We start from the raw sequence: 22,849 nt of genomic DNA, 5'->3' as shown, positions 1-22,849 counted from the left end.
ATGATTCGGAGACTGCTCGTGGCCAACCGGGGCGAGATCGCTCGCCGGATCTTCGCCACCTGCCGGGCGCTCGGCGTCGAGACGGTCGCCGTGTACTCGGACGCGGACGCCGGGGCTCCCTTCGTCGCCGAGGCCGACCGGGCCGTACGCCTGCCCGGGCACGCGCCGGCCGAGACGTACCTGCGGATCGAGGTGATCCTCGACGCGGCCCGCCGGGCCGGCGCGGACGCCGTCCACCCGGGCTACGGTTTCCTCGCCGAGAACGCCGAGTTCGCCGCCGCGGTGATCGACGCGGGGCTCACCTGGGTCGGGCCGCCGGCCAAGGCGATCGCCGCGATGGGCGACAAGCTGGCGGCGAAGGCGCTGCTCGCCGACGCGGGCGTGCCGATGCTGCCGAGCTGGACCGACGGCGACCAGGTCACCGGCTTCCCGGTGCTGGTCAAGGCCGCCGCGGGCGGCGGCGGGCGGGGCATGCGGGTGGTCCGCGACGCCGCCGGGCTGGCCGAGGCCGTCGCCTCGGCGCGGCGCGAGGCGGCCGCGGCGTTCGGCGACGGCACGATCTTCATCGAGCGGTACGTCGAACGCGGCCGGCACGTGGAGGTGCAGATCTTCGGCGACACCCACGGCACCGTGGTGGCCCTCGGCGAACGGGACTGCTCGATCCAGCGCCGGCACCAGAAGATCGTCGAGGAGGCGCCCGCCGTCGTGCCGTCCGAGCTGCGCGAAAGACTGCACGCGGCGGCGGTGGCCGCCGGCCGGGCGGTCGACTACGTCGGCGCGGGCACGGTCGAGTTCCTGCTCGCCCCGACCGGCGAGTTCTTCTTCCTGGAGATGAACACCCGCCTCCAGGTGGAGCACCCGGTCACCGAGGCGGTCACCGGCCTGGACCTGGTCCGGCTGCAACTGCTGGTCGCCGAGGGCGAGCCGCTGCCACTGGCGGCGACCTCGCCGGCCGACGGCCACGCGATCGAGGTACGCCTCTGCGCCGAGGAACCGGGCCAGGGCTTCCGCCCGGCCACCGGCACCCTGCATCGGTTCGCGATTCCCGGGGTGGCCGGCGAGTTCACCCCGACGAAGGGGTTGCGGCTGGACTCCGGCGTGACGGATGCCTCGACGGTGAGCGTGCACTACGACTCGATGCTGGCCAAGCTGGTGGCCTGGGCGCCCACCCGCACCGAGGCCGCCCGGGCCCTGGCCGGCTCGCTGGCCCGGGCCGAGCTGCACGGCGTCGCCACCAACCGCGACCTGCTGGTCCGGGTGCTGCGCAGCCGGGAGTTCGGCGCCGTGGAGATCGACGCCGGCTTCCTGGAGCGGCACCCGGAGGTCCTCGCCCCGCTGCTCCCGGCCGACCACCTCCCGCTCGCCGCGCTGGCCGCCACGCTCGCCTCCGCCGCCGGTCGGCGCGCGGCGGCGACCGTGCTCGCCGGGCTGCCCTCGGGCTGGCGCAACGTGCCGGCGTTCCCGCAGGTCACCCGGTATGCAGGGACGGACGGCGGCGAGATCGAGGTGCGGTACCGGCTGGACCGCAACGGGATGCTCGCCGAGTGGTCAACCTCGCCGAGCGCCGCGCCTACCCCACTGGAACCGGCAGCGGTGGGCCGGGACGCCACGTCGGGCGGCGACGCGGCCCGTGGCCTGCCGCCGGCCGTGACCCTGGTCGAGGCCGCTTCGGACCGGGTGCTGCTCGACGTCGGCGGGGTACGGCGGGTGTTCCGTGTACACCGGGTCGGGTCGGCGGTCTTCGTGGACGGCCCGGACGGGGCGGCGAGCCTCACCGAGCTGCCGCGTCTCCCGCTGCCCGCGGCGGAGCTGGCGGCGGGGTCGCTGCTCGCGCCGCTGCCCGGCACGGTGACCCGGGTGCACGTCGAGGTCGGCCAGCGGGTCGCCGCCGGTGACCTGCTGCTGACCCTGGAGGCGATGAAGCTCGAACACCCGGTGCTCGCCCCGGCCGACGGCGTCGTCGGCGAACTGCCGGTGCCGCCAGGCGGCCAGGTCGACACCGGGGCCGTGCTGGCGGTGGTCAATCCCGAGGAGGACGCGCGATGAACTTCGACCTCACCTCCGAGCAGGAGCAGCTCCGCGACGCCGTGCGGACGCTGGGCCGCCGGTACGGCCACAGCTACTTCGTCGAGAAGGCCAAGGGCGGCGCGCACACCACCGAGCTGTGGCACGAGGCCGGCCGGCTCGGCTACCTCGGGGTCAACATCCCCACCGAGTACGGCGGCGGGGGCGGCGGCATCACCGAGCTGGCCATCGTCTGCGAGGAGCTGGCCGCGGCCGGCTGCCCGCTGCTGCTGCTCGTGGTCTCCCCCGCCATCGCCGCCACCGTGATCGCCAGGCACGGCACCGAGGCGCAGCGCAAGCGGCACCTGCCCGGGCTCGCCGACGGCTCCCAGAAGATCGTCTTCGCGATCACCGAACCGGAGGCCGGGTCGAACTTCCACCGCCTCGGCACGGTGGCCCGCCGGGACGGCGACGACTGGCTGCTCGCCGGCCGCAAGTGCTACATCTCCGGCGTCGACGAGGCGGGACATGTGCTCGTCGTCGCCCGTACCGAGGACGCCACGACCGGCAAGCTGAAGCCCGCGCTGTTCCTCGTCCCCACCGATGCCCCCGGACTGACCTGGTCCAAGCTGGACATGGAGATCGTCTCCCCGGAGAACCAGTTCCTGCTCTACCTGGACGACGTTCGGCTTCCCGCCGACGCGCTGGTCGGCGAATCCCTGGACGCCGGGCTGCCGGCGCTCTTCTCCGGGCTCAACCCGGAGCGGATCACGGTGGCCGCGATGGGTGCCGGCACCGGCCGGTACGCGATCGAGCGGGCCAGCGGATACACCACCACCCGGAAGGTGTGGGGCGGCCGGAGCATCGGCTCGCACCAGGGCGTCGCCCACCCGCTCGCGCACGCCGCCGTGCAGGTGGAGCTGGCGCGCCTGATGATCTACAAGGCGGCCACCCTGTACGACGCCGGCCGTGACCTGGAGGCGGGCGTCTCCGGCAACATGGCCAAGTACGCGGCCGGCGAGGCCGCCGCGCTCGCCGTGGACACCGCCGTCCAGGCGCTCGGCGGGGCCGGCATGACCACCGAGTACGGGGTGGCCACCCTGCTCGGCGCGGTGCGGGCCGGCCGGATCGCCCCGGTCAGTCGGGAGATGATCCTCAACTTCGTCGCCCAGCGCGTGCTCGGCCAGGAGAAGTCCTACTGACCCGGCGGCCGAGGGCCGGCGAGGTTACACCGGCCCTCGGTCTACCGTCCGGCAGGCGGCGTCGATGCGGTTCACCGGGCGGACCCGCCGGCCCAACCCCTCCAGCAGCGAGTCCTCGACGTGGAAGTCGCGGATGCGCAACTGGCGGCGGGGTAGTTCCTCCTCGCTCGGGCAGAGCACCTGGGCCCGTACCTGGTCGACCGGCAGGTAGCGGACGCCGCCGCGCTCCTGGAGCAGCACGACGTTGACGTCGTCCACCGTCACCACGTGGCCGCGGATGTCCTCGCTCACACCTGGGGCCGACTCGATCGTGGTGACGGTGAGCGGCAGCACCGGGGTGCTGATCACCGGGAGCGCGGCCCACACCAGCGTGGCCAGCACCGCCGCCTCGGTCACCGAGGCCAGTGGCCGGATCACCGCCGCCGGCAGCGGCCCGGTGACGAAGAGGGCCAGCACCGGCGGTACGACGAGCAGCACCAGGGCGAGCAGCTCCCGCTGCTGCCAGGCGTCCAGCAGGGTCGGCGCGAGCAGCCACAGACAGCCGGTGAAGCCGGCGCAGAGCAGCAGCACCCGGGGCACCACCTGCTCGTGCAGCCGCTCCGGGCTGAGCTGGAACGCCGCCGCGAACGCCGGGACGAGCAGCGGCAGGTAGAGCAGCGGCCAGGTGACCAGGGCCAGCAGGAAGCTGGCCACCGCGAACCAGGCCGGGGTGACGTCCACCCAGCGGACGAAGAGCGGACGGCGGACGCCGGGCGGCATCCGGTCCACGCTGACCCGAAGCACCGCGCCGAGCGCGAAGACCGCGACCAGCCCCGCGGAGAGCAGCCGGGCGGCTGTGGTGAGGAAGCCGGCGAGCAGGTTGACCGTGCCGACGTTGGCGACGAGCAGCAGGGTGGTCTGCAGTTCCCCGCCGGCCTCGACGCCCAGCCGGAGCACGGAGAACACCGCCGGGACACCGACCACGGCCGTCCAGAACGACTGGCTGGCCCGGGCCCGCCGTTCGGCCTGGTCGTGGGCGGCCGGGACGGGCGGGAGCGGATCTGCCTTGGCCGGGACGGTCGCCGCTGGGGCGCTCATCGCCGGGGTGCCTTGTCATCGAAATCGACAAGCTTGGGCACATCCAGCGGCTGCGGCTGCGACCGGCCGCCCTTCAGCCACGGCCCCAGCGTCCGGTTGTACGCGGTGAGCCACGGGCTGCTGATCCCGCTCCGCCCCTCCAGATAGCTCTTGTGCAGGAAGAACGCGACCAGGTCCCGCAGCGCCGGGTCGCCGATCGGCACCCCGATGCCGAGCTGTTCGCTGGTGCCGAAGGGCATGTCGACGATCTCGAACTCGGTGGGATAACGGGAGAGGAAGCCGGCGAGGATGGTCTCGTCGGAGCTGACCGCGTCGTAGCGCCCCTTTCGGATGCCCTCGACGCAGTCGCCCACGTCCTTCACCACGTACGCCTTGACCGCGTGCTTCTCCAGTTCAGCCTCGGTGGTGGAGCCGCCGCTGGTGCAGATCCGGTAGCCCGGCTCGCGAAGGTCCTCGATGGTGCGGATGCGGTCCTTGAGCCGCGTCGGCACCATCACCTCCTGGGTGGTGACGAAGTACGGCCCGGCGAAGCTGACCAGCTTCTTGCGCTCCTCGGTGATGGAAAAGCTGGACACCACCAGGTCCACCGTGCCGGCCTGCAGGGCGGGGATGCGGTCCTCGGTCGACAGCGCCACCCACTCGATCCGCTGGTCGCCCTCGAAGCCGAGGGACGAGGCGATGTAGCGGCCGATCTCGACGTCGAAGCCGGTGTGCGTGCCGTTGCGCAGCTCGCCCATCAACGGCTCGGTGGTGGCCACCCCGATCTTGATCCGGGGTTGGCCGTCGATGTGCGACTCGCGCAGCTTGTCGAGCACCGACGGCAGCGGCGGTTCCCGGCGGTTGTCACAGCCGGCTGCGGCGGCCAGGGTCAGGGTCAGCGCCACCGCGACGGTGGTGGCGACGGACCGGAGCCGGTGACGGGGCGGAACCTCGTTCATGGGCGACCTCGATCACGGACACGGCGGGGTACCCAGGGTAGCGGCACAGGCGAGCGGCGCGACGGTTCACAGTGGTCGGTTCAGTCCGACGTGGAGATGGCTGGCCCATCGGGTCGGCGTCGCCGGGAATTCGTCGCGGACGGACCGAACCGTGTCGGTGAGCACCCGGGCCGCCGCGGCCGTGTCCGGGCGTCGTGTGCCGCCGTTCGTCAGTCCGGCGTAGAAGGCCTCGGCGATCCGGGCGCTGTCCGTGGTACGCCAGGTCGTACCGATCACGCTGCGGAAGCCCGCGAGCTGGAACGCCGCGGCCAGGTGCAGCGGTTCGTCGGTGAACGTCGGGTGCGTCTCGGCGGTGCTGCACGCGGAGAGAAAGGCCAGTTCGGCCCGCTCGAGGTGAGATGAGCCGACCCGGTGCGGGCTGAGCGTGCCACCTCCGCCGAGGCGCAGGCCGCCGGTCAGCATCGCGCTCAGGCCGGCGTCCGCCTCGCCGTGGCAGGCGAAGTGCGCGATCGGGTGTGCCCGCAGCGCTTCCTCGACTGCGCGCGCCGCCACCTCGGTCCCGGTGAGCACGGTCGAGCCGGGGACCAGGCGGGCGACGTGCTCGACCTCGGCGCGTACCTGGGACAGCGCCGGCAGGTCCCGCGCGGTCGGTACGCCGACGACGGCGGCCGTGGCGGTCGCCGGTGGCCGTGGGCGGTCCGCGGCGGCGTGCGCCAGGGCGGTGAGGGTCGGCGTGTAGGACGACACGGTGCGGTCGAGGACGGTGCGCCTGCGGCCCCGGTCGCGGTGGTGACCGGCGGCGTGGAGCGGGAGGCGGGCCAGCGCGCCGACCGGGGACCACCAGATCCGGGGTGCCGGATCATCCACGGGGGCCACCCGGTCGAGCACCGGCCCGGTGACGGCGTCCCAGAGCCAGGCCAGGATGCCGTGCAGCTGCTCCTGCGCGGACGCGCGCCGGGCGAACGGCACCGTCGGGTCGGTCGCCTCGGACACCGCCGCGTACCACCGGACGACGTGCCGCTGGACGGCGGCCTCCGACAGCTCGGGCAGGCGGATCACCTGCACGGGCCGCCCTGGGTCCGCCGGCACGACGAGAGCGTCGCCCTGGTCGCCGTGCGTGTTGACCACGACGACCGGCATTCCCGCGAGCCGCTGGCGCAGGCCCGCCACCGACGGTGGACGCAGGAAGTCGGCGAATCCGGGGAGCCCGCGGATCCGCTCGATCAGCCGGTCCCGTTCGACGGCGAGCTGCCGGGTACGGGCCTGCCAGACCGGTCGGGGGTCCCATTCCGTCGTCGAGCTGCCCAACACGTCGCCGGCCGCCGACCGGCGTTCCACCTCGATGGTGAACTTCCGGACGTGGGTGTAGGCGTCCGCCTCCGCCAGCTCCCGGTCGACCCGGTCGAGTTCCGTGGCGAGTTGAGGGCTGACCGTGCGCAGCGCCGCCCGCCCGCTGCGGATGCCCAGGGCCTCGTGGAACAGCAGGCCACGGCCGCGTTCCAGGAGCTCGACTGCTCCGTCGGCGTCCCCAGCCGTGATCGCGACCGCGGCGGCCTCGGCCGCCAGCCCGCCCAGTGCGGCGACGGCTCCGAGCCGACGGCGGGCGCTTGACGACCGGCTGACCGAGGTCGGCATGCGCCGCACCGCCCGCTCCAGGGCGGCCAGTCGGGCGGCCGGGTCGCCGGCCTCACGGGCCAGCGCGGCCTGCTGGCGTTCGGCGTCGATCCGGGTCTGCGCGTCCGCCCTGGGCGACGCGGCGATCGCGGCGTACGTGGCGATGGCCTCGGCCCTCGCCCAGTTGGCGTCCGGCTCTTTCGATCTCGACAGCTCGGCGGCTGCCCGAGCCAGCAGCCCGGCCCGCAGCGACCACCAGTGGTGCTCGGTCGGCGTCTCCTCGACCGCCTGCCTGGCCAGCTCCACGGCGTCGGCCAGGACCATGAGGTCGCCGCCGACCAGGTAGCGCTGGTACCGCGTCTCGGCGACTGAGCTGAGGATCCGGGGCTGGTCGGGGTGGTCCGGCGGCAGCAGGGCGAGCGCCTCGCGGTAGGCGCCTTCGGCCATCGCCAGGCCGGCCTCGTCGTTCCGGCGGACGGCCTGCCGGGACAGGCTGCTCGCGTGGTTGAACAGGAAACCGATCCGGCGGGAATCGTGACCCGGCAGGGCCTCGACGGCGCGCCGGCTGGTCTCCACGGCTTCGGTGAGGAGCGTGTCGTCGGGTGCCAGTACGTCCCGGTGGGACAGCAGGTTGGCGAGCTTCATGAGCCGCAGCGGGTACAACCCGTGCCGGGCGGACGTTTCGCTGAGGGCCTCCCGCTGGCACCGCAGCGCCTCGTCGAGGAGGTCCGGGTCGTCGGCCAGCCAGCCGGCGTCGGCCAGCGTGTCGGCGAGGACCACGAGCTGGAACGGGCGCAGGTCCGGCTGCGCGTCGGTCAGTTCCAGTGCCGCGCGGGCGGCCGACACGGCGGCCGCGACCATTTTCTCGTCCCGCCCGTGCACTCCTGCGTGGCCGGCGGCACCGGCCAGCAGGTTCAGCGCGTCCCGCCATAGCGGATGCGACGGCCCGGTGGCGTCCAGGGCCACCTGCGCCCAGGTTGCCGCCCACGCGGCGCCGTCCAGCTCACCGCCGTGTTGCCAGCGATCGAGCTCGGCCCACCCGAGCGACAGCAGGGCCTGCGGCCGGGCCGGATGGAAGCCGGGCACCGTGGCGAACAGCAGTGCGGCCGACTCGTGCCGCTCGGCCAGTGCCCGTGCTGAGGCGTCCACCGCGATCCGCGCGGCCGTCTCCTCGACCTGCTGCAGGAGCCGGTCGATCACCTCGGGTTGGTTGGCCGCGGTGGCGACAGTGAGGGCCGGTTCGGGGCCGATCTCCCGGGCCAGCAGGTTGACGACCGTGTTCAGCCGCTCAAGAGCCGAGGCCGCCTCGGGCCGGTCCGGCGCGGCGGCGTGGACCGCGTCCCGCCAGGCGGCGGTCGCCTCCAGCAGGAGCAGGGCCGATGCCTTCTCCGGAACCTCGTGCAGCCGGCACAATGCCACGCCGAGCTGTGCCACCACCTGCGGGTCGGTCGGATGCCGCTGCCAGCTGAGCTGCGCCGCCCGGCGGTATTCCCCGGCGGCCAGCTGCAGCGCCTTGGTGCCGGCGCCCCGGTCGAAGTAGAGCTCCAGCAGGCGACCGCGGCGGGCGAGCCGGTGCATCCGGTGCGGGTCCTGGGCGGAGGTGGCCGCCAATGCCTCCGTGGCGGCATCCAGCGCCTCGTCGTACGTCGGCCCGTCCCCGGTCGCCTCGGCCAACGTGACCAATGCTTCGGAGAGATCGGTCAGCAGCGCGGCACGGATCAGAACGGCCGACGCGTCGCGCTCCCGTGCCAGGGGCCGAAGCCATTCCCGGTACAGCGTGACGAGCATTCGGAGGGCCTTCTCCGAACCGGCCCGGTACCGATGCCAGAGCCCTGCGACCCGGTCGGCCTGCTGCTGGCTGAGCAGGACATCGAACAGTCGCGGTGAAACCGGCCGATCGGTCTCCCGGCATTCGTCCCGGATCAGCTCGGGCACCAGGTCCAGGTCCCGGCGGCACCCGTGCCGGAACTGCTCGACCGCCATTCCGCGCTCCCGCAGACCGTCCAGGCCGGGCAGGTTGAGGTAGCGGTTCCAGTGGAGCCCGGCCAGTGCCCGCGCCGCCTGGCGTCCGGTACCACGGTCACCGGCTGCGTCGGCGAGGGCCTGCTGTTCGTGGGAGAGGTCCGCTCCGAACAGGACGCCCGGGTCGCCGGTGCGTTCGTACTCCGCGATGACCGCCGTGACCCGGTGCGCGGCACTGCCGGTGGTCCATCTCGACATCGCTGCTCGATTCCCCGTGGCTGGCGTCGGCCGGCGATCTCCTCGTCCCGCAACGATCCTGCCCGCTCCGGACCGGTCGACGGAAGTGGAAACACGACTCCGGTCCGCGAATGGTGTGCTGGCTTCCCGCGATCGTTACTGTGACAGCGGAAGCACCCAACCGGGGTACGGGGAGCGGCCTTGGAACTCGTTCCGGAGCGCATCAATCGACTGTGCCGACAGGCCGGCGGGCAGTTGCGTGAGCATGCCGAGCGGTACGGCGTCGCCGACGTGCTCGACCGGATCGTCGACGCGGTCGGCCAGGGACGCCTGGACCGGCAGCTGGAGGAGGACCTCGACCGGCTCGACGGGGCATTCGCCCGCAACGGCATCGACGGGCTCACCATCGGCGTACGCATGTTCGAGCCGTGGCTCGGCGGAGGCGGCCATCCGGCGGTCCTCGCCTGGGGCTGTCCGAGCCCCCGGCCGTGCCCTAGGAAGGCCCCGATCGACGACGGCGACCGACCGGTGTGCGGGCTGACCGGCACGCAGTTCGTGGAGAGCCGGACCACGTTGTGAACGCGTTCCTGGCCGAGTTGGGCAAGCAGCTGGTGACCCGGTGGACGGTGGCGCTGATGCTGCCGGGGGCGCTGTTCGCCGCCGCGGTGGTCCTGGCCCACGTCCTCGGCCACCAGCACGCCGTGAATCTCCGGACCCTGCCGGTCTGGTTTGCCGGGCTGGCCGGTGGACGCGGCGGGCCCCTGCTGATCACCGCGGCCGCGTTCCTGCTCGGTGCGGCGGCGGCCGGCCTCACCGCGCAGTCGGTGGGCGTGTTCGTCTCGTGGACGTGGAGCCTGACCGGATCCGTGCCGGTGCTGCGCCGGCTCGCCGACCGGCGCCGCCGCCGCTGGGAACGGGCGGACGCCGAGGTGGTGGCGGCCGAGCGGGCGCTCCTCGCGGACACCGCCGACCCAACGGCGCGGGACCGGGCCCGCCGGGCCATCGCCCGCCGCACGGCGGTCTGCCTCGTGGAGCCGGCGCGACCCACCTGGGTCGGTGACCGGCTGCACGCGGCCGACATACGGGTCCACCGAAGCTACGGGATCGACCTCGCGGCCGTGTGGCCGAGACTGTGGCTGCTCCTCCCCGCCGAGGCGCGCGGCGAACTGACGGCGGTGCAGGACCGGTGCGCGTCGGCGGCCCGGCTGGCCGGCTGGGGCGTCCTGTACGCGGTCCTCGGGGCGTTCTGGTGGCCGGCCCTGGTCATCGGCCTGGCGACCCTGCTCATTGCCCGGTACCGCGCCCGCCTCGCCGTGAGCGTGTACGCCGACCTGGTCGAAGCCGCCGTCGACCTGTACGCCCGAGAGTTGGCGGTCCAGCTCGGACTGTCGTGTCCGGACCGGCTCACCCGGGAGGTCGGCGAACAGCTCACCGCGATCGTCCGCAAGGACGGCGTCGTTCCACACGCCCGCCGGGCCAGATCCGCCGAGCCGTCGCCGCCCCGCACCTGACCTTCGGCCCTCGGGCCGTCACGGTTGCCAGGACGGATTGTGCAGGATGGCGAGGTTCTGCCGGGCGTTGACCGCCAGGCTGTGGTCGCCGGCGATCTCCTGCACCGAGTCGAGCACCGTCCAGTACAGGTCGATCGCCCGTTTCCGGTACCCGGCCAGCGCGAGGGTGGCGGCCAGGTTGTTGCGCCGGCCGATGGTGTCGAGGCTGTCCCGCCCGAGGCTCCGCTCGCTGTGCCGGATGTTCTCCGTGTGCAGCTCGATGGCCTGCGCGTACTGGCCGGCGTGCTGGTAACCCACCGCCAGGTTGTTCCGGACGACGAGGGTCAGTTCGCCGTCGCTGCCGTGCAGCTGCTCAGCGGCGGCCACGACCTCCCGCAACACGTCCAGCCCGTCGTCGACCTGCCCGGCTTCGAAGTACGCCTGACCGAGCGCGTTGCGGACCTTCAGGGTGCCCTCGTCGACCGGGCCGAACGCCTGCGCCGCCCCAGCGGCGAGGGGCTCGAGCAGGGCGATGGCCTCGGTGAACCGTCCCCATCGGCGATGGTTCTCGGCGAGGCTCAGCCGGTACGCCAGCGTGGCACGGTCGCGGACCGCCTCCCGGCCCAGTCCGGCCGCACGCCAGACGTCGAGGGACGCCCGGACCACGTCGAGCGGACCGCCCGCCGCGCGCGGGGGCGGCGGGGGCATGGCGGGCAGTGGCTCGGGCGGCCCTGCCTCGTCCGCCACCCACGTCGCGAGCCGCGCCCGCAGTTCCCCGGCGGGGACGCCGTCGACGTACAACCGGCACACCCCGTGGTCCAGGGACAGGTCCAGCAGCGAACCACCGCCGGCCACCAGGCGGAGGTGAGTCAACGCCATGATGTGGCCGGGGGCCCGGACGTCCAGCCCACGCAATGTGGGCCAGGCGACGGTCAGGAACTGACGGATCCGCCGGCGGAGCCGGATGCCGGAGCGGTCGAGGACCACGGTGAGCCCCGGTGTCTCGCCCGCCCCCCGCGGATGCCCGCCGAGACAGGTCACCTGGGGTATCGCGAGCGACGACATCACGTCATCCTTTCAGCCGGACGCGCAGATGCCCACGGCCCGGGGTACGGCGGGCGCCCGATCGCCCGCCGTACCCCGGGGGTCCGTCAGCGGACGGTCAGCGTGCCGACCGCCGGCAGCGGCGCGACCACCGGCGGGAGCCGCTTCGGCTCGCCCCGGCCCGGCGCGCCCGCCCGGGCGAGGTCGCTCTTCGACGCGGTCGCCCGCGCGTCCGGCGTGTCCGGCGCGGCCACGAACGGCTGGTCGTCACCGGTGCAGACGGTGCCCTTCGCCGGCAGCGTCCCGTTCAGCAGGTACGCGTCGACGGCGCCGGTCACGCAGGCCGAGGTGCCGTACGCGGTGTGGCCCCAGCTGTCGCTGCTGAGCAGGCGGCTGTTCGGCAGCAGCGCCGCCGAGCTGACCGCACCCTGGTAGTTGGTCGCCGGGTCCCAGTAGTTGCCGACCACCAGCACCGGGGCGCTGGTGCGCCGGTTGAACGGGCCGGCGTAGGCGTCCTCGTCCCGCACGGTCCAGGTGTTGCGGGCGCAGGGCGACGTGGCCCACGCCCAGGTCCGCCCGAAGTACGGGGCCCGCTTGTCCTCCTTGGCGGCCAGCGCCGGCCAGGCGTCGGCGCTCTTCGGGTGGTACGCGTCGGTGCAGTCCACCGTCAGGAACGTCTCCAGCCCGTTGTCGTACGGGAAGTCGTACCCGCGCTGCTTCCGGGCCTGCGTGGCGCGCTCGGCCACCGCGGTCTGCGCCTGCGACCGGCGGGCCGCCGACGCGGACGCGGGATCGGTCAGCACCAGCAGCTCGCTGGTGAGTCCGTCGATGTCCGCCCAACCGAACGGGCTGTAGAGCGCGCTGAGGCTGGCGCCGACGAAGTCGGCGTAGCTGATGGTGAACGTGCCTTGGTCCGGGTCGTCGATCACCACCGGCTTTTTGCGCAGCCGCTTCGCCACCGTCTCGTACGCGGCGACCGGGTCGCCGGAGGACGCCAGCTCACACTTGTCCGCGCCGGCCTTGGCGCAGCGGACCAGGATCTCGTGCAGCGCCCGGTAGGCGCCGTCGGCGCTGCGCAGCCGGCTCTCCTGCAGTTGGTCGCGGGCCTTGCCCTGGCCGACCCAGGCGTTCGGGTTGAGCACCCCGTCGATGACGAGGGCGCGGACCCGGTCCGGGAACATGTTGGCGTAGTACTGGCCCAGCGCCGTGCCGTAGCTGAAGCCCAGGTAGGTCAGCTTCTTGTCGCCGACCGCGCGGCGCAGCACGTCCATGTCGCGGGCCACCTCGGCGGTGGACGCCGCGCCGGTGAGCGGCTTGCCGGTGGTCGAGCAGGCCTTGCCGACCGCCTTGGACGAGGCGATGTACGCCTTCTCCTCGGCCTTCGTCCATGGGAAGGCGACGTTCAGCCCGGCACCCGCCTTCGTCTGGTCCTTGACCGAGCGGAAGCATCTGACGTTGTCGCTGGCGGCGACGCCGCGCGGGTCGACGCCGACGATGTCGAAGCGGTCGAGCAGGGTGTCGCCGAGGAAGTACGGCGCGGCGAGCGCGATGCTGGTGCCAGAGCCGCCCGGGCCACCCGGGTTGAGGAAGAGGCTGCCGATCTTGTGCTTCTGGTCGCGGGCCTTGACCCGCAGCACCGCGATCTGGGTGCTGGCGCCCTTCGGGTTGTCGTAGTCCAGCGGCAGGCGGACGGTGGCGCACTCGGCGTAGCCGTAGCAGGCGTACCAGTCGAGCTTCGGCACCGGCACGCGGTCGACCCGGCGGGCCTCGACGGCGCTGGTCCGGTCGGACGCAGCCGGCTGCGCCGTGGCGGCCGCGGCGGGCGTGACCGCCGATCCGGCGAGGACGATGCCGGCGATCCCTGTTGCGGTCAGGGACCGGATTGCACGTGGCATGTGGCTGCCTTCCGGTGGGGAACGGGATCTGTCAAGGTGACCTCGACCCCCGTCACTCTAGGGATCACCGCCAATGCAGGCCGCCCGTCAAACGCGGACCAAACCGGCAAATTGCCGATTGATGTAACGAACTTTTCTCGATCGACGCTTTTATTACCTCCGCCGTCCTCTTGCGAGGATGGTCTTGGGTCATGCTTGTCGGGTGAGTTCGTTTCCGAAGCCCGATGCGCGGGTGAAGGCCCTCATCGCGTCCCTGGCGGCGGTGGCGGCGTTGGTGACGCTGGTGGTGTGGCGCCCCCCGGGCATCAGGTCGGTGATCCTGGCCCTGCTCTGCGTGGTGCTCGGGATGATCGCCGGCGTGGCGGTGGCCGCCGCCCGGCAGGCCCCGCGGCAGGCCCGCGGCGACGGCGCCCCGACCGATGACCTGCCGGCACCCGGTGGGTACGCAGTGGACGCCGACACGCTGGAGGCGCTCGATCCCCGGGAGGTCCGGGAACATCGGACGGTGAACGGGCTCAGCGACCGGTGAGGGTCGGCACGGCGAGCGCGTTCACGCCCTGCCCGGCCAGGCAACGGTAGGTGCGGTCCCCGTCCTGGTCGGACGGCGGCAGCACCTCCAGGTTCCACCCGGCCGCTTGGTTGATGCCGCTGACCAGGCGGAAGGTGCTGACATTGCAGACCTGCCGGACGGCGGGGTCGGCGGCGACCGCGTCGTGGCCCGTCCCCGCCAGGTTCGCCGGCAGATCACCCTCGGCGTACGTCTCCCAGGTGTGCTGGCCGTCGCACGACACCCGGTCCGCCTCGGCCCGGTCGCGGCGCAGCCGTACCGGTCCGAAACACTCCAGTTCGGACGCGCAGCGAGCGCCCGCCGGCAGCCTTACCCCGCCGGCCGCGCAGCCCGGCAGCACCTTGCCCGCGTCGACGACCCCGCTGACCACCGGCGTGGGCGATGCCAGCGGGACGGGCGGGCCGCTGGCCAGCCACGCCCCGGCGCCGGCCGAGGCGGCCAGCGCGAGGACCCCCGCGCCGCCGAGGAACCAGCGGCGCCGCCACCGGCGGCCCGGCGTGGGCACGGTCGGGTGGGCGTCGTCCGCCGGCGGGCGCGGGCTCGGCCCGCCGCTCCGCCCCACCGTGTACGGCCGGCCGGTGCCGGGACCGCTGACCGGAAACGCGGAGATCGGGCCACCGCTGACCGGGGCGGTGCCCGGGTCGAGCGGGAGCGCGGCGAGCATCCCGCCCAACTCCACGGCGGACGGGCGCTCGGCCGGGTCGTTGGACATGCCGAGCCGCAGCACGTCGATCAGCTCGTCGGGAATCCCGGGCAGGCCGGGGATCGGCTGGTGGAACATCTCCAGCACGGTGACCAGGCTCGGGTTGCGCTCGGACTGCCAGCGCGGCGGCCGGCCGTGCATCACCGCGTAGAGGGTGGCGCAGAGCGCGTACACGTCGACCGCGGGCGTCGGCGGGCTGTGGTTGAACATCTCCGGCGGCGCGTACGCCGGGGTGAGCACCTCCAGGGTGACCGAGGCGTCCCGCACCTCGGCCAGCACCGCCAGCCCGAAATCGGCCAGCACCGCCGGATTGAAGTGGGAGTAGAGGATGTTGGCCGGCTTGACGTCCCGGTGCAGCACCCCGGCCGCGTGCGAGTGGGCGAGCGCGTCGGCGATCTTGACGCCCAGGTCCCGCGCCTCGACCGCGCCCAGGGGCGAGGTGCGCATCCGCTCCGCGTACGACCCGTCGCACAGTTCCATGATCAGATACGGGTGCTGGTCGACGGTGACCCCGACGTCGAAGAGGTCGACCACGTGCGGATGCGACGACATCTTGCCGGCCGCCCGCGCCTCACGCAGAAAGCGTGCCTGGTCCCGCTCGCTGTCCAGTGTGCGGTTCTCCACCTTGACCGCGACCTCGCGCCCCACCGAGATCTGGGTGGCCCGGTAGACGGTGGCGTAGCCGCCCCGGGCAAAGACCCCCAAGTCGGTCAGACCGGGCACGATGGGCAGCCGCAGGGCACCGGGCGGGGTCTCGGTCACGACTCGAAAATACCCAACCAGTCGGGGCGCTCAGCGCACCGCGTCGGCCGCCGGCACGGGGCCGGAGCCGGCAGCGTCGTCGTCCGGGCCACCCGCTGCAGCCACCCGGCGGGCGTCCCACCGGAGGCCGACCGCGGTCGCGACCGCACCCAGCCCCTCCCAGGCGGCCACCCCGAAGAACCGGTCCGGAGCGATGTCGGAGAGCACGGCGATGCTGAAGACGGTGAAGGTGACCAGCCGGAACCAGACCGTGAACCGGTAGAACGGCCGCCACTCGGTGGCGACGGCGAGCAGGTAGTAGACCCCCATGTTGAACGAGGCCATCGAGGACGCGGTGAGGAACGTGCCGGTGTAGTCACCCGGGGCCCGCTCGGCCGGCACCTCGAAGCCGAGCATGCGCAGTTGCGCCTCCGGCCAGATCAGCCCGAGCGCGCCGAGGAGCAGCGCCAGCACGCCGAAGACCGCCATCGTCCAGCCGGCGCCCGAGCGCGGCAGCCTCATGAGTCCTCCCCACCCACGACCGCCGACGTGTGCGGCCTCCTCGGCCACCGAGGCTAGCCGCCACCCCCGCCGCCCACATCCCCGAAACCGCCAAAACTGCCCGCTCCGCCCCGCACGTGGCGGCAGCCTCACGGAGGGCGTGGCGCGTTTTCCGTGAATCTGCGCGGACCTCAGCGTAGGCGTGGGTCAGGGGATCAGGCGGGTGTGGAGGGCGTCGGCGATCGCCCGCTCGCTGCGCTGCTCGGTGGCGTACGCCAGGCGTACCGCCTCTTCCGCGCTGGCCAGCGCCTCGGTCGGGCGGTCGCACGCGGCCAGCGTCTCGGCCAGCACGCAGGCCCCGATCACCTGGCTGCGAACGTCCTCGGCCGGGGCGGCGACCGCCCGCTGCGCCCAGTCCAGCGCCTGCACCGGCTGTCCGTGGGCGAGCAGCGCGGAGGCGTACCGGGCCATGGTCTGGCGGCGGGAGAAGAGCAGCGAGGGGGTGTGGGCGGCGGCGGTGGCGACCGGGGCGAGCAGGCCCACCGCGGTCGCCGGGTCGTCGTCGGCGAGCCGGGCCAGGGCGAGCAGCACCCGGGGCGCCACCTGGGCGGGGGCCTGCGGGTTGTGCGGCTCCACCGTGGTGAGCACCGACCGGGCCGCCTGCTCGGCGGTCTCCCAGTCGCCCAGGTCCAGCGCCACGAACCCGCGCAGCGTGCCGGCCATCCCGGTGAGCAGCGGGTGCGACGTCCGACCGGCGTACGCGAGGGCGTCGGTGAGCAGGTCGGCGGCGTGCTCCGGCTCGCCCAGCCCGCGTGCCACCACCCCGCGTACCACCAGGGCGAAGCCCTGCCCCCAGTCGTCGCCGACCTCGGCGAAGTCCCGGTACGCGCGCCGCGCCGCCCGGTCCGCCTCGGCCAGCTCACCCAGCTCCGCGGTGGCGTACGCCTCGACCGCGCGCAGCGTGCCGACCGCCCACGCCTCGCCGACCCGCTCGCCGAAGGGGAGGAAGACCTGCGCCATCCGGCAGGCCTCCCGGAGCCGGCCGGCGAGCAGCCGGGCGAACGCGGTGGTGCCGCGCAGCCAGGCCCGGCCGTACGGGTCCTTCAGCTCGGCGAAGAGCCGGGCGGCCCGGCCGAGGACCGCGTCGGTGCCGGCGAAGTCGCCCCGGGTGGTTGTCACCCAGGCCAGGTTCTGCAACGACCAGGCCTGCCCGCGTGGGTCCTTTGCGGCGAGGCTGACCTGGTAGGAGGCGGCCAGCCGGCTGCTCGCCTGGCCGAGCCGGCCGGCGATGAAGTCGGCCATGCCGAGCCGGCGCATCGCCGAGGCCCGCATCGTCGGCAGCTCGGCGGCCGTGGCCACCTGAAGAGCCTCCTGCCAGCAGCGTTCCGTCCGGGCCTGGTCGCCGAGGGTCTGGTGGGCCTGCCCGGCGAGCAGCAGGGCACCGGCCCGGGTGGCCGCGTCGCCGGTGTTGGCCGCGATCTTCTCCGCGAAGGCGAGCGCGTCGTGGGGGCGGCCGACCTGGAGCAACGCCCGGGCGTGCACCACCTGGTCGGCCAGCGGCACGCCGTCGCGGGCCAGCTCGGCGGCGCGCTCGGCGTACTCGACGGCCAGGGCCGGCTCGCCGGAGCGCAGCGCGCGGCGGGCGGCCCGGCCGAGCGCGGCGACGCCCAGCGGGGTCACCGCGCGGGCCGGCGCGTCGGGGCGCAGCTTCACCGCGTCGGCGAGCGCAGCGGCCCGCGCCACGTGTTCGGCCACGAAGTCGTCCCGGGCCGCCTCGCTGAACCCACCGGGCAGGGCGGCGCCGTCGGCGCTCTCCGGAGCGGCCCAGCGGGCCAGCGCCGCGTGCCGCTCGGCCAGCTCCGCCTTGCTCACCCCGGCGTACGCGGCCTCGCGCATCAGCGGGGTGGCGAAGGCGAAGCCGGTGCGGGTGCGGTGCAGCATGCGGCGCTGCAGCAACTCCTCCACGGCCCGCTCCAGCTCGACCGCGACCACCGCCGCCGGGCGGCCGTCCCGGCCGGTGCGCTGCTCGCGGAGCGCCTCCAGGGTGCCGGCCGGCACGGTGTCGCCGACCACAGCCGCGTCGCGCAGCACCGAGCGGGCGTCCACCGGCAGCGCGTCGATCCGCGCCGCGAGCACGGCGGCCAGGTCCCGGGAGAGCAGCCGGCTGCCCAGCGAGCCGGGCGCCAGCCGCCAGCCACCGGGAATGTCCCGGTCCGCGCCCGCGGTCAGCGCGCCCCGCTCCATCAGCAGGGTAACCAGCTCGGCCAGGTAGAACGGGTTGCCCTGGGCGGTGGCCAGCAGCCGGTCGGCGTCGGCCTGGGGCAGCTTCCCGCCCCCCAGGTAGCTGGTGAGCAGCCGGGCCGCGTCGGCACCGCGCAGCGGCGGCAGCGCGTGCACCTCGGCGTCCGCGACCCGGGTCAGCGCGCCGGCGGTACGCACCAGTTCCGGGCGGCCGAGCAGCAGCACCAGCACCGGGCCGGTGAGTCGGTTGAGGGTCACGCCGAGTGCGTTGACGGTCTCGGCTGTGGCGTCGTGCAGGTCGTCCACCACGATCACCAGTGGCGCCTCGACCGCGAGCGCGCTGAGCAGGCCGGTGACCGCGTTCGGCACCGCCTCGGCGTCCGCCGGCGGAGCGGCCGGGTTCCACTCGCCGTTGCCGGTGGCAGGCGGGAGTTCGGCGTACCCGAGCAGCGCGAGGAGCTGGTCGACGGCGAGCGGGGGCAGTTCGCCGGGGAGCCGGCCGAGTCGCTGGCCGAGCCGGCGCAGCCGCTCCTCCACGGCCGGACGGGTGAGCGCGGTGGCGGCGTCGTTGGGCAGACCGACCGCGGCCCGGACCAGATCGGCCAGCGGGGCGAGCCGACGCCGCTCGCCGAACGCGGCGCACCGTACGGAGAGCACCCGGGCACCGGTGTGCGCGGCATACCGGCCGGTGCCCACGTCGTAGCCGGCGGCGAGGCGTTCCACCTCGGCGGCGAACCGGGACTTGCCGATCCCCGCCTCGGCGGTCATCAGCAGCACCCGGGGCTCGCCCCGGTCGATCACCTCGGCGAGCCGGCCGGCGACCCGCCCGATCTCGGTCTCCCGGCCCACGAAGGGCGCCTCGTCGCCGAGACCGGACCGGGTGCCCGGCGCGTCCAGGAGACCCAGCAGCTCGTACGCCTCGACCGGCTCGCGCTTGCCCTTGAGCCGCAGCGGGCGCAGCGCCCGCCAGGAGGCGACGTGCCGGGTGGCGGCGGCGGTCCGCGCACCGGCGTAGACCGCCCCGACCGCGGCGGCGTCAGCGAGCCGGGCCGCGGTGTTCACCGTGTCGCCGATGACGGTGTATTCGATCGCCGCCTGGATGCCGGCGATCACGTCGCCGGTGTTCAGCCCGACCCGCAGGCCGAGCGGCGCACCGCCGCCCCGCTCGTCGTCGAGCACCCGGCGGACGGCCCGCTGCATGGAGAGCGCCGCCCGGACGGCGCGCTCCGCGTCGTCCTCGTGCGCGACGGGCGCACCGAAGACCGCCATGATCCCGTCGCCGGTGAGCTTGTCGACGTGGCCGCCGAAGGTCTTGACCGCACCGGCGAGGGCGGCGAGCACCCGGTCCGTCACCGCGCCGACCCGTTCCGGGTCGAGGTCCTCGGACCAGGAGGTGAAGTCGGAGAGGTCGCCGAAGAGCACGGTGACCACCCGCCGTTCGGCGGCGGGCAGCGTCGCGGCGGCCGGCAGCGCAGCCCCGCAGTTGTGGCAGAACCGCGCGCCGGGTACGGCGACGGTTCCGCACACCGGGCAGGTCACGGCTGCTCCACTCCGAGGTACTCGAGCTGCGCGCGGACCGACCACTCGGCGGCCCACCAGAGCGACCGGTCGACGTCGGCGTACACCTTGGCGACCACCTCGGGCGCGGTGGTGGCGCCCGCGGCGACCGCCGCGCGGACCTGGTCGAGCCGGGCCCGGCGGTGGGCGAGGTAGAAGTCGGCCGCCGCGCCGCAGTCGGCCAGCGCCGGGCCGTGCCCCGGTAGCGCCGGCACCCCCCGGTACGTCGACAGCAGCTCCAGACTGGCCAGGTAGTCCCCGAGGTGCCCGTCAGGGTGGGCGACCACGGTGGTGCCCCGACCCAGGATGGTGTCGCCGGTGAGGACCACCCGCTCGTCGCCGTGCTCGACCAGGAAGCAGACCGAGTCGGCGGTGTGTCCCGGGGTGGCCAGCAGGCGGATCTCCAGGCCCGAGCCGTCGACGGGCCCGGTCAGCGGCCCACCGCCGATGGTGTGCGCCGGGTCGGCGGCGCGGACGGGCGCGCCGCCGAGCAGCTCGTGCAGCCGGGCCGAGCCCTCGGTGTGGTCCGGGTGCCCGTGGGTGATCAGCACGGACCCGACCGGCCCGTGCGCCGCGATGGCGGCCAGGTGCTCCTCGTCGGCCGGGCCCGGATCAACGACGACCGCGTGCTCGGCGCCGGGGGCGCGCAGCACCCAGGTGTTGGTGCCGTCGAGCGTCATCGGCCCCGGGTTCGGCGCGCGCAGCAGCGTCACCCAACCCGGCAGCTCGTCCGCGAGCGCCCCTGCCGCCCCGGTCACATGCCCGCCCATGGCAGCGATCGTACGACCCCGCTCGCCGCTCCCCGCGATCTTGCAGTTCTGGCCCGTGATTTGTGGTCGTTCACGGCTTTCGCCAGGGCGGAATCCGCAAGATCGCGGGGACGGAGCGTGAGCGGCGGCTCAGCCGACCTCGACGATGACCTCGACCTCGACGGGGGCGTCGAGCGGCAACTCGGCGACGCCGACCGCGCTGCGGGCGTGCCGGCCGGCCTCGCCGAAGACCGCGAGGAACAGGTCGGAGGCGCCGTTGATCACGCCCGGCTGGCCGGTGAAGCCCGGCGCGCTGGCCACGAAGCCGGTCAGCTTCACGATCTTGACCACGTTCTCCAGGCCGACCAGCGAGTCGATCGCGGCGATGGCGTTCAGCGCGCACCGCTGCGCCAGGTCCTTCGCCTGGTCGGCGGAGACGCCGTTGCCGACCTTGCCGGTGGCGAGCAGCTTGCCCTCCGCCATCGGCAACTGGCCGGAGACATAGACGTGCTGCCCGGATTGGACGGCCGGCACGTAGCTGGCCACCGGCGGCACCACCTCGGGCAGGGCCAGGCCCAGCTCGGCGAGCTTCGCGTGCGGTCCGCTGCTCATGCCGCTCACGCCTTCGGCCGCTTGAGGTAGGCGACGAGCTGCTCCGGGTTCGGGCCGGGAACCACGGAGACCAGCTCCCAGCCATCCTCGCCCCAGTTGTCGAGGATCTGCTTGGTCGCATGGACCAGCAGCGGGACCGTGGCGTATTCCCACTTCTGCATCAGGTTAAGGCCTCCTTGCCTGGCGTGGATTCGGTCAGGCACAGCCTACGGGCCGCCGGTGTCAGCGGGACGCCGGACGCTGCCCCGGCGGCGAGGGCGGCTCGCCACAGGGACCCTCGTGCTCGTAGGGCTGGGGGCAACGGGACCGGTCGGGCAGCGGCAGGTCGCAGAAGACGCGGTGCCGGTTGTTCTGGTCGTCCGCCGTGGAGACCGTCGTCTCACCGGCGTCCAGTTCGCTGAGGAAGCCGAGCGAGGTGGCCACGGTGCCGGCGAGCGCGGTGGCCGCCGCCAGGTCGGCGACCCGGACCGGCAGGTGGATGACGTACCCGGGCTCCTCCTCGTCCCGAACGCGGTCGCCTGACCGGACCAGCGTGCGGAGCGCCTCGGCCGGATGGCGGTACGACCGCTCGTTGAACGGCAGTGCCAGACCGATCCCGTCGGCATCACCGGGCCGCCGCACCCGGTCAGCGGGGACGAACTGGGCTCGAGGGGTGTTCTCCGCGTCGCGCAAGCGATCCTCCGGGCGTCGTACCTGCTCACCGTCAGCACCATCCGGCTCGGACCCACCGCCGCTCCGGTCCCCGCGTCGCGACGAACGTAGGACCTGATGGCAGTCCCAGCAACGGGACGCGCAGGCACGATCACGTTCAGTCACATATGCGACACATCTCTCGACGGGAATGCGACGGCAGGACCGCCTCGACCCGCTCGTGCAGGCGACCGGCCGGTACGCGGGGCAGGCAAGGCGCCCATCGACCGCTACCCTTCCGATCTGGACGGGCGCCAGCGCTCGCCCGCCACGCTGGTCCACGTGTCCGTCGCCTGGGGCGGCGACGCGCCGCACCCCGGGGGATGACATGACCCAACCGCCCATCGGTGGCGCCGCCGGTTCTCCCGGCGGTCCGTCCCACCACGAGCCACCCGCCGGCGCCGCGCCACCTCCCGGGGCGGCGTACCCCCCGCCGGCCCCCGGGGCATTCCCCGCGCCGCCCCCCGCGGCGTACCCCCCGCCCGCTTCCGGGGCGTACCCCCCGCCGGCGCCGGGGTCGTTCCCCGGGCCGGCGCCCGGCTACCCGCCACCGCCGACGCCGGCGGCTCCGAAGAAGCGGCGCGGGCTGCTGATCACCTCGATCGTGCTGGCCGCGGCGATCCTGCTCTGTGGCGGTGGCGGCACCGCCGCGTTCCTGACTCTGCGCAAAGCCGAGGAGGGGCAGGGCGCGAAGGAGCCGGCAGTCGCCGTGGACGGCTTCCTCACCGCCGTCTACAAGGACCAGGATGCCCGGAAGGCGGCCACCTTCGTCTGCTCCGCGGCACGGGACGACAAGAAGATCGCCGCCAAGGTCGCCGAGGTGCAGAAGTACGCGACGCAGTACCAGAACCCCCGGTTCCGCTGGACCACGCCGAAGGTGGACAACCAGACCGGGGAGCGGGCGACGGTGACCACCAAGGTCACCATGGCCACCTCCGACGAGAAGGTGGCCGACCAGGAGTTGCGCTTCACCGTGGTGCAGAAGACGGGTTGGTGGGTCTGCGAGGTCGGCTGAGCCGGGCGG

Annotated in this window: 18 protein-coding genes; 6 read left to right on the top strand and 12 right to left on the bottom strand. The window is 74.1% G+C overall.

Features of this window, described 5'->3' with window-relative positions; all coding sequences use genetic code 11:
* Together A6A27_RS28320 and A6A27_RS28315 are read left to right on the top strand one after the other, a co-directional pair.
* The gene (locus A6A27_RS28320; RefSeq protein ID WP_073837690.1) at positions 1 to 2,046 is read left to right on the top strand and encodes an acetyl/propionyl/methylcrotonyl-CoA carboxylase subunit alpha; all 2,046 of its coding nucleotides are present in this window, start codon (positions 1 to 3) and stop codon (positions 2,044 to 2,046) included.
* Complete coding sequence (locus A6A27_RS28315) at positions 2,043 to 3,206, top strand: acyl-CoA dehydrogenase family protein (protein ID WP_073837689.1); 1,164 nt, start codon at positions 2,043 to 2,045, stop codon at positions 3,204 to 3,206. The genes A6A27_RS28320 and A6A27_RS28315 overlap by 4 nt, the downstream gene beginning before the upstream one ends.
* Before the next feature lie 24 nt (positions 3,207 to 3,230).
* On the opposite strand, the gene A6A27_RS45215 is transcribed toward A6A27_RS28315, so the two are convergent.
* The 3 genes from A6A27_RS45215 to A6A27_RS28300 form a co-directional block, all read right to left on the bottom strand.
* The gene (locus A6A27_RS45215) at positions 3,231 to 4,283 is read right to left on the bottom strand and encodes a hypothetical protein (protein ID WP_073837688.1); all 1,053 of its coding nucleotides are present in this window, start codon (positions 4,281 to 4,283) and stop codon (positions 3,231 to 3,233) included.
* Positions 4,280 to 5,221: a transporter substrate-binding domain-containing protein gene (locus A6A27_RS28305; RefSeq protein ID WP_073837687.1), complete on the bottom strand. Its 942-nt coding sequence runs from the start codon at positions 5,219 to 5,221 to the stop codon at positions 4,280 to 4,282. The genes A6A27_RS45215 and A6A27_RS28305 overlap by 4 nt, the downstream gene beginning before the upstream one ends.
* 66 nt (positions 5,222 to 5,287) lie before the next feature.
* Positions 5,288 to 9,055 (bottom strand): CHAT domain-containing protein, encoded by a 3,768-nt coding sequence (locus A6A27_RS28300; RefSeq protein WP_073837686.1) that lies wholly within the window; start codon positions 9,053 to 9,055, stop codon positions 5,288 to 5,290.
* Between the two features lie 180 nt (positions 9,056 to 9,235).
* Here A6A27_RS28300 and A6A27_RS28295 point away from each other — a divergent pair, with 180 nt between their 5' ends.
* Entirely contained in the window at positions 9,236 to 9,613 is a 378-nt protein-coding gene (locus tag A6A27_RS28295; protein ID WP_073837685.1) for a hypothetical protein, read from the top strand.
* A complete protein-coding gene (locus A6A27_RS28290) occupies positions 9,610 to 10,545 on the top strand; it encodes a hypothetical protein (protein ID WP_073837684.1) in 936 nt (311 codons plus the stop codon). Before A6A27_RS28295 ends, A6A27_RS28290 begins: the two co-directional genes overlap by 4 nt.
* Positions 10,546 to 10,563: 18 nt before the next feature.
* Here A6A27_RS28290 and A6A27_RS28285 read toward each other — a convergent pair whose 3' ends face one another.
* Both A6A27_RS28285 and A6A27_RS28280 read right to left on the bottom strand, forming a co-directional pair.
* Positions 10,564 to 11,589, bottom strand: a complete 1,026-nt coding sequence (locus tag A6A27_RS28285; protein ID WP_073837683.1) for a tetratricopeptide repeat protein — start codon at positions 11,587 to 11,589, stop codon at positions 10,564 to 10,566.
* An 86-nt stretch (positions 11,590 to 11,675) separates the two neighbouring features.
* Positions 11,676 to 13,463 (bottom strand): alpha/beta hydrolase, encoded by a 1,788-nt coding sequence (locus A6A27_RS28280; protein ID WP_073837682.1) that lies wholly within the window; start codon positions 13,461 to 13,463, stop codon positions 11,676 to 11,678.
* Between the two features lie 202 nt (positions 13,464 to 13,665).
* Between A6A27_RS28280 and A6A27_RS28275 the strand changes: the two genes are divergently transcribed.
* Positions 13,666 to 13,992, top strand: a complete 327-nt coding sequence (locus A6A27_RS28275) for a hypothetical protein (protein ID WP_073837681.1) — start codon at positions 13,666 to 13,668, stop codon at positions 13,990 to 13,992.
* Here the strand turns inward: A6A27_RS28275 and A6A27_RS28270 are convergent.
* The 7 genes from A6A27_RS28270 to A6A27_RS28240 all read right to left on the bottom strand — a co-directional run bounded on the left by A6A27_RS28270 (position 13,979) and on the right by A6A27_RS28240 (position 21,807).
* A complete protein-coding gene (locus tag A6A27_RS28270) occupies positions 13,979 to 15,496 on the bottom strand; it encodes a serine/threonine-protein kinase (RefSeq protein WP_073837680.1) in 1,518 nt (505 codons plus the stop codon). The two genes, A6A27_RS28275 and A6A27_RS28270, sit on opposite strands and share 14 nt — an antisense overlap.
* A gap of 30 nt (positions 15,497 to 15,526) precedes the next feature.
* Complete coding sequence (locus A6A27_RS28265) at positions 15,527 to 15,997, bottom strand: hypothetical protein (RefSeq protein WP_073837679.1); 471 nt, start codon at positions 15,995 to 15,997, stop codon at positions 15,527 to 15,529.
* 186 nt (positions 15,998 to 16,183) lie between these two features.
* Positions 16,184 to 19,756, bottom strand: coding sequence for an adenylate/guanylate cyclase domain-containing protein (locus A6A27_RS28260; RefSeq protein WP_073837678.1), 3,573 nt, complete (start codon positions 19,754 to 19,756; stop codon positions 16,184 to 16,186).
* Positions 19,753 to 20,544 carry an MBL fold metallo-hydrolase gene (locus A6A27_RS28255; protein WP_073837677.1) on the bottom strand — a complete coding sequence of 264 codons (792 nt, stop codon included), beginning with the start codon at positions 20,542 to 20,544 and terminating at the stop codon, positions 19,753 to 19,755. Before A6A27_RS28255 ends, A6A27_RS28260 begins: the two co-directional genes overlap by 4 nt.
* Positions 20,545 to 20,673: 129 nt before the next feature.
* Entirely contained in the window at positions 20,674 to 21,135 is a 462-nt protein-coding gene (locus A6A27_RS28250; protein ID WP_073837897.1) for a RidA family protein, read from the bottom strand.
* Between the two features lie 5 nt (positions 21,136 to 21,140).
* Positions 21,141 to 21,296 carry a DUF4177 domain-containing protein gene (locus A6A27_RS43540; RefSeq protein ID WP_013736319.1) on the bottom strand — a complete coding sequence of 52 codons (156 nt, stop codon included), beginning with the start codon at positions 21,294 to 21,296 and terminating at the stop codon, positions 21,141 to 21,143.
* Between the two features lie 61 nt (positions 21,297 to 21,357).
* The gene (locus A6A27_RS28240) at positions 21,358 to 21,807 is read right to left on the bottom strand and encodes a hypothetical protein (protein WP_073837676.1); all 450 of its coding nucleotides are present in this window, start codon (positions 21,805 to 21,807) and stop codon (positions 21,358 to 21,360) included.
* A 346-nt stretch (positions 21,808 to 22,153) separates the two neighbouring features.
* Between A6A27_RS28240 and A6A27_RS28235 the strand changes: the two genes are divergently transcribed.
* The gene (locus A6A27_RS28235) at positions 22,154 to 22,840 is read left to right on the top strand and encodes an Rv0361 family membrane protein (RefSeq protein ID WP_073837675.1); all 687 of its coding nucleotides are present in this window, start codon (positions 22,154 to 22,156) and stop codon (positions 22,838 to 22,840) included.
* Positions 22,841 to 22,849: the final 9 nt, after the last annotated feature.

It is taken from the genome of Micromonospora sp. CB01531 (assembly GCF_001905095.1).
In the GTDB taxonomy this organism is placed as follows: Bacteria; Actinomycetota; Actinomycetes; order Mycobacteriales; family Micromonosporaceae; genus Micromonospora.
This window is presented reverse-complemented; position numbering and strand designations above follow the sequence as displayed.